Genomic DNA, 13,573 nt, shown 5'->3' with positions numbered 1-13,573 from the left:
CTCCTTTTAAAATATCAGTAATGCAATGGGTGTTACAATCAACAAGGACAGTACTGCTCTGATGAACCAAACAGCTACCATCTTCCATATTTTCATGTTTATATCTGTAGCCAGAATACAAGGCACCACCGCTGAAAAGAAGATGATGCATGAAATCGATAAAACTGCTGTAATGAACCTAAGTTCTATAGCAGCATCAACTACCAGCAAGGACGGCAGAAACATTTCAATGATCGATACTGTAACCGCTTCGGCCAGCAATGAAATATTGTCGAGCGGGAACAAATAAAGTACCGGGTAGAAGATGTATGATGCCCATGAAATGAGAGGCGTAAACTCGACTATTATCATCCCCAGCAAACCAATTGAAAGTATTGTTGGTACAACAGTCATTGTCATTTTAAAAGCGTCCCTTAAATTCTCAGCAATATTTTTCCACAGACGTTCGCTTTCAAAAGATTGCTGTTTTGCTTTAAACCACGCATATTCAAACCGGGTTCCTTCGAAACTCTCTTTCTCGGTATTATCTACTCCTTCATAGTAATAGTCTTCTTCTGTCCGAAGCGGAGGTATTCTGACTGATATTGCGGTGACGGCAAATGTCACAATAAGAGTAGTCCAGAAGTATAAATTCCAGTGATCCATCAAGTCCAATGTCCTTGCAACCACAATCATGAACGTTGCAGAAACAGTCGAGAAACCGGTCGCGATAATCATTGCTTCTTTTCTGCTGTACTGCCCGTCTTTATACACCCGGTTCGTAATCAGCAGTCCTATTGAATAACTTCCAACGAATGATGCTACAGCATCCACAGCAGATTTTCCTGGTGTTTTAAATAACGGTCTCATGACAGGTTCCATAATGACACCTATAAATACAAGCATGCCGTAGCCCACCAGCAGACCTAAAACAGCGCCGCCGACAGGGATCAATATACTAAGATTGACTGCGAGTGAATTGAACAGAAATGGTCCGATATCTTCTCTAAGAACAAAAGCCGGGCCAATCTGAAATACCACCATGACACCAACGGCAACACCTGCAATCTTGAAGAATGTAATAACAATTTCAATCAGACTTTTATTCCACTCTTTTGTTATGAAAGGATAAATCGCTCCAGCTATGATTACGAGTAATGTATAATATTTAATGGAATCTCCAAAAACATTGCCTACAAATGTGACAAAATGATCTAACAGTATAGAGCTCTCACCAAACAGTGTTACGGGAATAAAAAACATGATAATTCCTATCGCACTGTAAAGGAAAAAGCGCCACATACTTTTTCCTTTCTGCTTTTTCATTTCCCCTTTTGTTACGTATGTCAAAATTTCACCCCTTTGTACTCACTTTTAGAAAGCGTTTACATCTCTATGAGTTTAATTTTATGGTGTGAATATATAAAATACAAATACCTATATTCAATGACTTGATAGCTTTTAGTTATAATACGATTGGAAGTTGCGAGATAATAGTAAATAACATTTATAAAAAGGATGATAAACATGCAAATTAATCAATTGATGCATTTTGTAACCGTCATCGAAAAAGCATCATTTACAGCTGCTGCCTATGCACTTCACATATCACAGCCTTCACTCAGCACATCCATAAAACGTTTAGAAGATGAAATAGGGTTCAAGCTCATCGACCGTTCTCACCGTAATATCCAGCTGACCAAAGAAGGTGAGCTTCTTTACAATGAATCCAAAAAACTCGTCATGCATTTCAATCAGGTAAAAGACACCGCCTTGAAACTTAAAGAAAATGGACCGCCGCATCTTTCGATAGGATTGATAGAAAGTGCAAAACATTGGACTGCCCAGGTGGTCAAATCATATAAACTGTCCTATCCGGATGTATTCATAGAACTCGAACCCGTCCTTAGCATTGAAGAAATCATCAAAGCCTTCGAAGATTTTGATGTCCATGTAGCAATCACCAATCAGTATATTAACGACAAAACAATCACATCCGTCCCACTTTATGAAGAAAAACTTGTAGCTGTATTACCTTTAGACAATCCTCTAAAAAATAAAAAGTTCATACAAATTCGTGACTTAAAGGAGGCGGAGTTGATTATTTCTCATGAAGGATACCAAACACGTAAAGATATTCTTCAATCATTCAATAAACTTGGTATCACACCAAATATCAAATTTGAAATCGGCCGCTTTGATTTTGTCTCTGACTTTGTTAAAAGTGGACTGGGCGTCGCCATAATGCCCGAAAAATACGCAGAATCACTCGATCACAATAAGATTCATATTTGTGAAATCGAGGACTCTGTCACTCTCAGAACAGTCTATCTGGCATATGACAATAAGAGATACTTATCCCCATTTACAAAAGAATTCATAGATTTGGTTCTTGAATATTTCGGTAAAGCGCCTTTAAATAATATGAATCAATAAACCCGTTCCAGTTTACTTGATAAAATTTTTATATCATCACTAAAATTACGATCGTGTCCTATGAAATCGACGATTTCTCTGTATTCTTCAAATTTCTCCCGTGTTTTCGGCGACAGCTTTTCTTTCCCCTTCAGTTCAACTGCAGTCAGTGCAATCAACAGCTCGACCGCCAGCACATTTCTCATATTGCCGATGATATCCCTCGCATGCCTCGCACCGATGGTCCCCATGGATACATGATCTTCCTGGTTCGCTGAAGACGGTATCGAATCGACGCTCGCAGGGTGGGCGAGGGTTTTATTTTCAGAAACGAGACTTGCAGCAGCATACTGCAGAATCATCGCGCCGGACTGCAGACCTTCTTCCGGGCTTAAAAACGCCGGCAAGTCCCCATTCAATGCCGGATTTACAAGACGCTCGATGCGGCGTTCTGAGATATTGGCAATCTCTGCTGCACCGATTTTAAGCAGATCCATTGCAATCGCAATGGGCTGGCCGTGGAAATTCCCTCCTGAAAATACTTCTTCCTCGCTGAATATGAGCGGATTGTCATTCGCCGCATTCATCTCGATTTCAAGCTTGTCCTTTACATACACCAATGTCTGAAACGAGGCGCCGTGAACCTGCGGAATGCAGCGGATGGAGTAGGCATCCTGCACGCGCACTTCCCCCTGATGCGTAGTGAGTTCAGACCCCTCCAGATACTCAAGCATTTTCCCGGCCACGTAAATCTGTTCTTCGTATCCTCTTGAAGCATGGATGTTGAGGTTATATGCATCCGTAATACTGTTAAGCGCCTGGTGGGTGAGGGAAGCTATCCACAGCGACGCTTCCATCAGACTTTCCGCTTCAATATAGTTCAGCACCCCCTGTGCGGTCATCGGCTGCGTGCCATTGATCAGAGCAAGCCCTTCTTTTGCCTGGAGCACGAGCGGTTCAATCCCGAGTGCATCCAGCACTTCGGCCGTCTCTTTCAATTCCCCTTCGTAATAAACTTCTCCTTCTCCCATCAATGTAATCGCAATATGCGACAGCGGGGCGAGGTCCCCCGACGCCCCGAGCGAACCTTGTTCAGGCACTTTCGGTATGATTTTGTAATTGATATATTTCTTCAACTGGTCTGCAAGTTCCGTCGTCACACCGGAATGACCTTTGACCAGCGTATTTAGTCGGAGAATCATCATCACCAGCACCGCATTCTCTGAAAATGGCTTTCCAATGCCGCAGCAGTGGGAACGGATCAGATTCGCCTGCAGATCAATCGTCTTTTCTGTCGAAATCAACACATCGCAAAATAACCCGAAACCAGTCGTAATACCGTAAACCGTCTTGCCTTCTTCGATGATATTTTCAACAATTTTCCGTGATGCTTTCAATTTTTCATAGGCTGCATCCGTGATTTCCACTGTCGATTCACTATTTCCCAGGAAATCTTTTATGGATTCAATGGACAGATTTTCCCCTGTTAATTTTAAAATTGACATGCGCTTTTCCTCCTTTTTCCATTAAAAAAAGACACAGTTACACGAAGTAACAATGTCTCTATTAACTGATATCTATGACAATTATATTTTATATGTGATTGATACCGAGACCGAGTGTCTCGTGTTCCTTGCCTTTGATCGGCGCACCGATCGTTCCGTAAAAACAGACTGCGAGCCATTCACCTTCGCGCTCATCCCCATATGGATTGCCTCTCACTACCGAGAATGACAGCCCGACTGTACGCATAATATCACCGACACTCAACTTGCCCCTGGTCACGCCTTCCGCCGCTTCAACAATCGCATGGTATAGGGCGTGCGTTTCACGGTATGTATCCGGATGGATGAGGTCACCGCGTTTTGCGGCCGTTTCCACTGAAGAAATGACTTTCTTCAAATCCATGGATCCCACTTTACCTGTGACCACTTTATAAGATTCAAACTGCGGACAGATGCCGAGTGCTGTTTCTTTATCTGTCAGAGCAACGAGTGTGGCAAATTTGCCGAACGCATTGTCCTTATTTGATGAATGTTCATTTGCCATTGGTCCGTCTACCTCTTTTATCTTCTGTTAACTAATGTCTACTCTTAATTATAGCGCTTTCATGAAAAGATTTCAATCCACTGTAAAGGGATAAAAAAGAAGAACGATATCAAATACCGTTCTTCTGGAAATACATTTATTATGTGCGTGATTTTTTAATCCAGCCCTGGCTGTATGAGAATAATAGAATCGCAATTGTGATGAGTAATGTAATGACGACGAAAAGCCAGTGCTGACCGCTCGCTATAAACAACGGCCCAAAAGTGATCAACGCGATTTCAACCGGTGCAATCGGCACATAGGCGAGCCCAAAATCATCCAGTGTTTCACTTTCCTGCCTTGGATCGGCCACTCTGATGAGGGCGATGGCCATCGCCACGGCACCTGTAATCCAGCCGAATGTGAATATTCCTTTTTCAAACCAGTTTTCCTGGAAGTAGTAACCGGACAGGAAACGGTAGAATGAATACGCCAGAACGATACCAAAAATCATCAGAATGATGAATGGCACCATATTTTGTGCGACAACGGTCAAGTTGATCGATGCGATACCGAAAGCAACCAGATAATCTGTTGCGCCGCCGCTGATTTTAGAAAATATTTCTTTATCAAGATATTTATCGGCACCGAATGCTTCTATCGCCAGCCTGATGAGCAAAGCAACGATAAAGGCGAGGGAGAATGCAGGAATTGCAACATTCGGCATCAGCTCTTCACCAAGTACGCTTAAGTAATAACCGATGCCTGTCGCAATCACGATAAACATGACATGATAAATTAATGGATCGATGACAATTGATGAAACTTTGCCTTCACCCATTGAATCCCATTCACTGTCGGGTAAAAGGCCGGAGCGTAAACCATGAGGCAGCTGCTTAAAGTCCTGTATATAGTTTGCCTGACCTTTGGCTGCCGCGCGTTTGATCAGGACAAGTCCGATACTGATAGCCGTCAGTGCTCCGACGGTCGCTGAAGTCATTGCGATCGAGGTCGCTTCTTCAAAGCCCTGCTGGGCAAACGCATCACCGACTGCCGCTGCTGTACTGTGACCGCCGACAAAGCCGGCTGCCAGCAGAAGACCGAAACCATTATGTAAATCAGAGAAAAAAGGTGCCAGAAAGACAAGTGCGAATAACAGGCCGAGACCATAGAACAATAACATGATCGTCTGTGAGTATGACCACAATCCGCCGACTTTCCCGATAACTTCCTTCACTTTAAATTTGCCTGTGGAGAATGGCAGCGCCGCAAAAACAAATGCGATCAACAAGCCCGGATAAGAGCCGATCAACTCTGTAAAAGGTAAAATATCAAGCGCATAGGGTCCCAAAATCAACCCTAAAATCCCAGCGATGATACTGGCAGGCATAAACGTCCTTTGAATAAAAACAATTTTCGCCCTCAAGAGAACACCCATAAGCAGCAGCCCTGAGATGATGGAGAAGTCGATTAAAACATCCCAAATAGTAAATTCCATATAAACCCTCCCTTATTTTCCTTATATTAATCAGATAACACGTATCAAACAAACAGATTTTTTAAAAGTATTGAACCGTACAAATGAGCATATTTTCCCGACCAAATAAATATCAGGGGCTGGGACATAGGTCCTTAAAAAAGATTATATTTCATGCAGAACAGATGAAATCCGTACGTTAGACTCCTTGGGGAAAAGCATCAGCGTAAGACTAAAGGCTTACGCGATGCCCCAGGAAAGCTAACGTACGGATTATTTTTTCTGGATATATTTATGTCTCAGCCCCTGAAGTGTTATTTATTCTTCCGGATGATCTTCATCGTCGAGCGGTGCTTCGACTTCATCATTCAACTCGTGATCATCTTCATCGAGTCTTTCTTCCATTTCGCCCTCAATCTGTTTTTCTATCTTTTCATCGTCATCAAGGGTCAGGTCCTCTTCTTCAAGTTCTTCTTTCACTTTGGCGACTGTCGCGACATTCTGCTCATCCGCTAAACGGATCAGACGCACACCCTGTGTATTACGTCCAGTCATAGAAACTTCTTCCATGATCAGTCGGATGATGACACCGTAGTCCGTAACAATCATCAGATCTTCATCGCCGTTGACAGAGCCGATATACACCAGATCACCGATACGGTCATTCAGGTTTGCAGTCTTCACACCCATACCGCCGCGGTTTGCACTGCGGTATTCTGACTCCACAGTCCGTTTGCCGTAACCGTTTGAAGTGACGACCAGTATCTCCTGATCTTCGCTCAGTACATCAAGGCCGATGACTTCATCGTCGCCGCGCAGTCTGATACCGCGGACACCGGCAGCTGTTCTGCCCATATTTCTGATCTGAGTTTCCTCAAAACGGATGAGTGAACCTTTCTGTGTACCCAAAATGATTTCTTTGGAGCCGTCTGTCAATCTGACTGCAAGCAATTCATCATCTTCTTTGAATGTGATCGCAATTTTACCGTTTTTGTTGATACGGTCGAAATTATCCAGCGAAGAACGTTTGACAATCCCTTTTTTCGTTGCAAAGACAAGATGCATACCTTCTGTATCTTTATCCTTCACACCGATGATGGTACTGATTTTTTCATCCTTATCAATTTCGAGCATATTGACGATCGGCATACCTTTCGATTGACGTGACATCTCAGGGATTTCATAACCTTTCAGCCTGTATACACGGCCTTTATTCGTAAAGAACAGAATATAGTCGTGGGTACTCATCGCCACAAGCTGGCTGACGAAATCATCTTCGACGGTATTCATGCCCTGTATGCCGCGGCCGCCGCGGTGCTGTGCACGATATGTCGATGACGGCAGACGTTTGATGTAACTGTTATGACTCAGTGTGACAACAATCTGCTCTTCAGGAATCAGATCTTCATCTTCAATATCAAACATATTGCCGATTGTGATCTCCGTACGTCGCTCATCACCGAAACGGTCTCTGATTTCTATCAGTTCCTCACGGATGATGTCCAGAAGACGTTCTTCACTTGCAAGAATCGCTTTCAATTCTTCGATCGTCTTCATAATTTCTGTATATTCCGATTCAATCTTATCTCGTTCAAGTCCTGTCAGGCGGCGCAGTCTCATATCCAAAATCGCCTGAGCCTGGCGGTCGGACAGTTCGAATTTCGTCATCAGCCCGTTTTTCGCCTCTTCATCATTGGAGGAGCCGCGGATCAATGAAATGATTTCATCAATATGATCTAAAGCAGTGCGCAGACCTTCCAAAATATGCGCACGGTCCTGGGCACGTTTTAGATCGAACTCTGTGCGGCGTCTGACGACCACTTTCTGGTGATCCAGATAGTGGACGAGTGCTTCTTTCAAGCCGAGGGTGACCGGTTCACCATTCACAAGCGCCAGCATATTGACGCCGAATGATGTCTGAAGCGGTGTCTGTTTATAAAGGTTGTTCAAAATGACATTCGCATTTTTGTCTTTACGGATTTCTATGATGATTTTGACGCCTTCTTTTAAGCTCGTTTCATCTCTGAGATCCGTAATGCCTTCAATCTTCTTATCTCTCGCAAGCTCGGCGATTTTCTCGACCAGTCTTGCTTTGTTGACCTGATACGGTATTTCCGACACGACAATGCGTTCTTTGCCGTTTTTCATCATTTCAATTTCACATCTTGCGCGCATCATGACCGAACCGCGGCCGGTTTCATATGCACGGCGGATGCCGCTTTTGCCGACGATGAGCCCTGCAGTAGGGAAGTCCGGTCCCTGCACATGTTCCATCAGTTCTGCCAATGTCACTTCGTCATTTCTTGAAATTTCAAGCACTGCATTAATGATTTCAATCAGATTGTGCGGCGGAATATTTGTAGCCATACCGACAGCGATACCGCTTGTACCGTTGACAAGCAGGTTCGGGAAACGGGCCGGCAGCACAGCAGGTTCTCTCTCGTTGCCGTCGTAATTGTCGATATAGTCAATTGTATCCTTATTGATATCCCGCATCAGTTCAGCGGAAATTTTGCTCATTTTCGCTTCTGTATAACGCATTGCCGCAGCACCGTCGCCGTCCATCGAACCAAAGTTACCCTGACCGTCCACGAGGGGATAGCGGTAACTGAAGTCCTGGGCCATGCGGACCATCGCTTCATAGATTGATGAGTCACCGTGCGGGTGATATTTACCCATTACATCACCGACGATACGCGCTGATTTCTTATAAGGTTTATCAGCGGTCATACCGTTGTCGTACATTCCGTAAAGAATACGGCGGTGTACAGGTTTCATACCGTCTCTGACATCCGGCAGGGCACGAGAAACGATAACACTCATTGCATAATCCAGGAAAGATGTACGCATCGTTTTACTTATATTAATTTCCTGCAGCTTATCTTGGTTATCTGCCATTCATACTGACCTCCATCATTAAATATCCAGGTTTTGAACATATAAAGCATTTTCTTCGATAAAGTTTCTCCTGTGTTCGACAATGTCACCCATCAGCATTTCAAATGTCTGATCGGCCTCCACTGCATCGGTCAGGCGCACCTGCAGCAATGTTCTGAATTCCGGATCCATCGTCGTCTCCCACAGCTGATCTGCGTTCATCTCACCCAGACCTTTATATCTCGATAAAGAAATTTTAGGTGTTTCAGGCAGCGTCCCCTTCAATTCATCGAGTGCCGCATCATCAAACAAATAATATTTTTTCTTCGACTGTTCCACTTTGTAGAGAGGCGGCTGTGCAATATACAAATAGCCCGCTTCAATCAGCGGTTTCATAAAACGGTAGAAGAATGTCAACAGAAGTGTCCGTATATGCGCACCGTCCACGTCGGCATCCGTCATGATGACAATCTTATGATAACGCGCTTTCGACAAGTCGAATTCCTCGCCGATTCCGGTACCGAGTGCCGTAATCATCGAACGGACTTCATTGTTGTTCAATATTCTGTCGAGACGTGCTTTTTCAACGTTCAGAATCTTACCGCGGAGCGGCAGGATCGCCTGTGTCGTTGAATTACGGCCGGATTTTGCAGAACCTCCGGCGGAGTCACCCTCGACGATGAAGAGCTCACTTTCTGCCGGATCCTTACTTGAACAGTCTGCGAGTTTACCTGGCAGGCTGGAAACTTCCAGTGCTGATTTTCGGCGCGTCATTTCACGCGCTTTTTTCGCTGCCATGCGCGCATGCTGTGCCGTTACGCCTTTTGCAATGATGATTTTCGCAACAGTCGGATTTTCAAGTAAAAATCTTTCGAATCCTTCTGTGAACAGCTGGTCTGTAATGAGACGCACTTCGGAATTTCCGAATTTCGTTTTCGTCTGACCTTCGAACTGCGGATCCATATGTTTGATGGATACGATGGCAGTGATGCCTTCACGCACATCTTCACCGCTCAGACGCTCTTCGCCGGCCTTGATCATATTATTTTTCGTTGCATAATTGTTGATCACTTTTGTCAGCGCACGCTTGAAACCTTCTTCGTGTGTCCCGCCTTCATAAGTGTGGATATTGTTTGCATAGGAAAGGAGCGTGGAAGAGAAACCTTTGTTGTACTGGATTGCGATTTCCACTTCAACATCTTCTTTTTCCTTATCCATATAAATCACTTCGTCATGCAACACTTCTTTCGATTCATTAATCTGCTCGACGTATGATTTTATACCGCCTTCATAGTAGTATTCATCACTGATTGTCTCTTCTCCGCGCTCATCAGATAAATTAAGCTGCAGGCCTTTATTCAGGAAAGCGAGTTCTTTTGTACGATGCTTGAATACCTCATATTCGTATTCCGTCGTCTCTGTAAAGATTTCCGGATCCGCCTTGAAACGTATGATTGTCCCAGTCTTATCCGTATCGCCAATGACTTTCAGATCAAAATCAGGCACACCGCGGGTATATGACTGGTGGTGGACTTTGCCGTCCCGGTGAACGTATACTTCAAGCGTTTCACTGAGTGCGTTCACGACCGACGAACCGACACCGTGCAGACCGCCGGAAACTTTATAGCCGCCGCCGCCGAATTTACCGCCGGCGTGCAGTACAGTCAAGATGACTTCAACTGCCGGGCGCCCCATCTTCTCCTGTATATCCACCGGAATACCGCGGCCGTTATCCGTCACTTTAATCCAGTTATCTTCTTCAACTGTAATATTTATAGTATCTGCATAACCGCCGAGCGCCTCATCGATACTGTTGTCGACGATTTCCCACACCAGATGATGGAGACCTCTTGAAGCCGTCGAACCGATGTACATTCCCGGCCGTTTTCTTACCGCTTCAAGACCTTCGAGTACTTGTATCTGACTGGCACCATATTGTTCTATATTATTATCTTCCATGTTCTCACCTTCCATTAAGCTTTAACTTGACCTTGTTCAACAGCAAATGTCTTCATGTCATTCATGATGGCGTGGTTGATATCACTGATTGAAGTGGTTGTAACGAATGTCTGGACACGGTCCCTGATTGATGTGAGCAGATGTGCCTGCCTGTTTTCATCAAGCTCGCTCAATACATCATCAAGGAGCAGCACCGGATATTCTCCGACTTCCTGTCTGATCAATTCAAGTTCAGCAAGTTTCACACTGAGGGCCGTCGTTCTCTGCTGGCCCTGTGAACCGTAAGTCTGCACGTCAAAATCATTAATACTGAAAGTGATATCATCACGATGCGGTCCGATTAATGTCTGCATGCGTTCCATTTCTTTTGCCAGGTTCTCTTCGAATAAAAGTTCGAGTTCTTTTTGCAGCTCTTCCTGGATGCTGCTTTCATATTTTATATTCGGTGCATACTTTATTTTCAGATTTTCACTGCCGTTTGATATGTCATGATGGATTTCCGCTGCGAATTTCTCTATCTTTTCAATAAACTCCGCACGCTTTAAAATCACGATACTCGCGTATTCAGAAAGCTGGACATTCAATACTTCAATCATCATCTTGTCCGGACTGCGCTGTTTCAAGTACTGATTTTTAGTGGCCAGCACCTTTTGATAACTGCTCAGCGCACTCAGGTAGACCTTTGATATCTGTCCACATTCGATATTGATGAACTTTCTTCTGATTTGCGGAGACCCTTTGACGATATTCAAATCTTCCGGCGCAAATAGAACGGTATTCAGATGTCCGATGTACTGACTCAATTTGGAAACTTCCAAGTGATTCACTTTTGCTCTTTTTCCCTTTTTGTTAATACTGATCGATAGGGGGAGGGTACTGTAAGTTGTATTGATGTGACCATTTACAAAAGCTTCTTCTTCGTTGAATCGAATGAGCTCCTTGTCTTTGGAAGTCCGATGACTTTTAGCGAGTGCAAGAAAATAAATGGACTCAAGCAGATTGGTCTTGCCCTGAGCGTTTGCACCGATAAAAATATTGAGCTTTGGATGAAATTCAAGCTCGAGAGAGTCATAATTTCTAAAATTGCCGATACTGATATCTGTTAAAATCATTGTTTGTACTCTATTTTATACTGACCAAATTCATCTGATTTGATCACATCGCCATGCTGCAGCTTTTTACCTCGTCGATCTTCGACTTCGTCGTTTATATAGACGACATTTTCACTTAAAAACCACTTTGCCTGGCCACCGCTTCCAATGATGCCCTCAAGCTTTAAAAATTGGCCCAATGTGATGATATCGCCGAAAATTTTAGTTTCCATATACACAGCCTCCTAAAACTTCACACTATTATATTATACACTATTTTTCTTTAATTTTCATTTAAAAAGCCAAAAATCGGCCTTTATAGCGTATTTCACCTTAAATAGGGTCAACCTACTGATAATCAAAAAAAGACTGTCCATCGTTTTTATCGTAAAAAATAGAGGACAGTCTGCATTTTATTCAGTTTTTAATGCTTTTAATTGATGATTAATACGTTCTGATCGGCAGGATGAGCTGGACAACTTCATCGGACTCACTGGATTTTAAAGTGAATGGGCGCATCGTGCCGTAAAATTCGATGGTGACATCTTCGTTATTGATGGCTTTCAGTGCATCCATCATATATTTGGAGTTGAAGGAGATCTTCAATCCTTCACCTTCAATTTCACCGGTATTGATGTCTTCGTTCACCGTACCGACTTCAGGCGAGTTGGATGATAACTCAACGCTGTCTGTGTTGACGCTCATACGGATGACGTTATTGCCGCCTTCACGTGCAAGTAAAGATACACGGTCGATCGCATGATAGAACTCAGCATTGTTCACAGTCACTTTCGTTTCATAGTTTTCCGGGAACAATCTTGACGTATCCGGATAGTTTCCTTCAAGCAGTCTTGAAATAAAGCGCATATTGCCATAGCTGAACAGCACCTGGTTCTGTGACAGATGCAGCTCGACTTCTTCATCGGTATCATTGATGATTTTATTCAGTTCTGTAAGTGATTTCCCTGGGATGATCGCATCACTGTTGTCATTATTGAACTGCTCACCTGTCAGACGGCGGAGTGCGAGTCTGTGTGAGTCGGTTGCAGTAAACGTGATCTCGTCGTTGTCAAACTGCCAGTGCACACCCGTCAGGACTGGTCTTGTTTCTGATAAAGATACTGCAAAGTTCGTCTGATTGATGACGTTCTTCAATACTGAAGCGGAAATGACGAGACTTTCCTCGTCGCTTACATCCGGAAGTAAAGGATACTGGTCAGGATTATTCCCGCTTAAGTTGAATTCTGATTTTGATGCTGTGATTTTAGTCTGGAATGCATCATTCGTTTCCAATTGAACAAAGTCACCTGAAAGCTTTTTGATGATGTCCACAAAGAAGCGTCCTGATAGTACGACTGCGCCAGCTTCATGAATTTCCAAAACTTCTTCGTTATCCACTTCAACAGGTATTGTAATTTCAATAGAAATTTCTGAATCACTGCCGGTTAAAATCATATGGTCATCTTTTACATCAATTTTAATACCGTTCAAAATAGGTAAAGTCGTTCTTGGAGAAATAGCTTTTAAGCAATGATTTAATTGTTCAATGAAATATTGACGATTGATGTTTATTTTCACGATTCATAACTCCTTATATATTAATAAATTATAAAAAGATAGTAATAATAGTAATAAGCACTGTGAATATGTGGATAACTCGATTAAGCACAATGGTCTCTACTTATCCACATGTGTATAAACTGTTAGGCCAAGTGTATCATTTATCCACACTGTACACATTAATTAT

General features: G+C 43.3%; 10 protein-coding genes. 1 reads left to right on the top strand and 9 read right to left on the bottom strand.

Going from position 1 to position 13,573, the window contains the following annotated elements; genetic code table 11:
- Positions 1-6 precede the first annotated feature (6 nt).
- Positions 7-1,329, bottom strand: coding sequence for a YjiH family protein (locus tag BLR15_RS06805; protein WP_092985937.1), 1,323 nt, complete (start codon positions 1,327-1,329; stop codon positions 7-9).
- A gap of 177 nt (positions 1,330-1,506) precedes the next feature.
- On the opposite strand from BLR15_RS06805, the gene BLR15_RS06800 reads away from it, so the two are divergent.
- Positions 1,507-2,415, top strand: a complete 909-nt coding sequence (locus tag BLR15_RS06800; protein WP_176754080.1) for a LysR family transcriptional regulator — start codon at positions 1,507-1,509, stop codon at positions 2,413-2,415.
- On the opposite strand, the gene hutH is transcribed toward BLR15_RS06800, so the two are convergent.
- From hutH to dnaN, 8 genes are all read right to left on the bottom strand, one after another.
- A complete protein-coding gene (hutH, locus tag BLR15_RS06795; protein ID WP_052255243.1) occupies positions 2,409-3,899 on the bottom strand; it encodes a histidine ammonia-lyase in 1,491 nt (496 codons plus the stop codon). The genes BLR15_RS06800 and hutH overlap by 7 nt on opposite strands.
- An 88-nt stretch (positions 3,900-3,987) precedes the next feature.
- Positions 3,988-4,443, bottom strand: a complete 456-nt coding sequence (gene hutP / locus BLR15_RS06790) for a hut operon transcriptional regulator HutP (protein WP_052255242.1) — start codon at positions 4,441-4,443, stop codon at positions 3,988-3,990.
- A gap of 139 nt (positions 4,444-4,582) precedes the next feature.
- Positions 4,583-5,920 carry a sodium/glutamate symporter gene (locus tag BLR15_RS06785; RefSeq protein WP_092985933.1) on the bottom strand — a complete coding sequence of 446 codons (1,338 nt, stop codon included), beginning with the start codon at positions 5,918-5,920 and terminating at the stop codon, positions 4,583-4,585.
- 297 nt (positions 5,921-6,217) lie between these two features.
- The gene (gyrA, locus tag BLR15_RS06780) at positions 6,218-8,797 is read right to left on the bottom strand and encodes a DNA gyrase subunit A (protein ID WP_052255240.1); all 2,580 of its coding nucleotides are present in this window, start codon (positions 8,795-8,797) and stop codon (positions 6,218-6,220) included.
- Positions 8,798-8,815: 18 nt separating this feature from the next.
- On the bottom strand, positions 8,816-10,735 hold the full coding sequence (gene gyrB, locus BLR15_RS06775; RefSeq protein WP_092985971.1) for a DNA topoisomerase (ATP-hydrolyzing) subunit B: 1,920 nt from the start codon (positions 10,733-10,735) through the stop codon (positions 8,816-8,818).
- A 14-nt stretch (positions 10,736-10,749) separates the two neighbouring features.
- The gene (recF, locus tag BLR15_RS06770; RefSeq protein ID WP_052255239.1) at positions 10,750-11,847 is read right to left on the bottom strand and encodes a DNA replication/repair protein RecF; all 1,098 of its coding nucleotides are present in this window, start codon (positions 11,845-11,847) and stop codon (positions 10,750-10,752) included.
- On the bottom strand, positions 11,844-12,059 hold the full coding sequence (gene yaaA / locus BLR15_RS06765; protein ID WP_052255238.1) for a S4 domain-containing protein YaaA: 216 nt from the start codon (positions 12,057-12,059) through the stop codon (positions 11,844-11,846). The genes recF and yaaA overlap by 4 nt, the downstream gene beginning before the upstream one ends.
- Before the next feature lie 211 nt (positions 12,060-12,270).
- Entirely contained in the window at positions 12,271-13,407 is a 1,137-nt protein-coding gene (dnaN, locus tag BLR15_RS06760) for a DNA polymerase III subunit beta (RefSeq protein ID WP_231634366.1), read from the bottom strand.
- Between the last annotated feature and the right edge of the window lie 166 nt (positions 13,408-13,573).

It is taken from the genome of Lacicoccus qingdaonensis (assembly GCF_900101075.1).
In the GTDB taxonomy this organism is placed as follows: Bacteria; Bacillota; Bacilli; order Staphylococcales; family Salinicoccaceae; genus Lacicoccus; species Lacicoccus qingdaonensis.
The sequence above is the reverse complement of the archived record's forward strand: the minus strand, read 5'-3'. Positions and strand labels throughout refer to the sequence as shown.

Excerpts from the sequence above, each read along its gene's own strand:
- gyrA (WP_052255240.1), bottom strand. The coding sequence starts at position 8,797 with ATGGCAGATAACCAAGATAAGCTGCAGGAAATTAATATAAGTAAAACG.
- BLR15_RS06800 (WP_176754080.1), top strand. The coding sequence starts at position 1,507 with ATGCAAATTAATCAATTGATGCATTTTGTAACCGTCATCGAAAAAGCA.
- gyrB (WP_092985971.1), bottom strand. The coding sequence starts at position 10,735 with ATGGAAGATAATAATATAGAACAATATGGTGCCAGTCAGATACAAGTA.
- hutH (WP_052255243.1), bottom strand. The coding sequence starts at position 3,899 with ATGTCAATTTTAAAATTAACAGGGGAAAATCTGTCCATTGAATCCATA.
- hutP (WP_052255242.1), bottom strand. The coding sequence starts at position 4,443 with ATGGCAAATGAACATTCATCAAATAAGGACAATGCGTTCGGCAAATTT.
- BLR15_RS06785 (WP_092985933.1), bottom strand. The coding sequence starts at position 5,920 with ATGGAATTTACTATTTGGGATGTTTTAATCGACTTCTCCATCATCTCA.
- yaaA (WP_052255238.1), bottom strand. The coding sequence starts at position 12,059 with ATGGAAACTAAAATTTTCGGCGATATCATCACATTGGGCCAATTTTTA.
- recF (WP_052255239.1), bottom strand. The coding sequence starts at position 11,847 with ATGATTTTAACAGATATCAGTATCGGCAATTTTAGAAATTATGACTCT.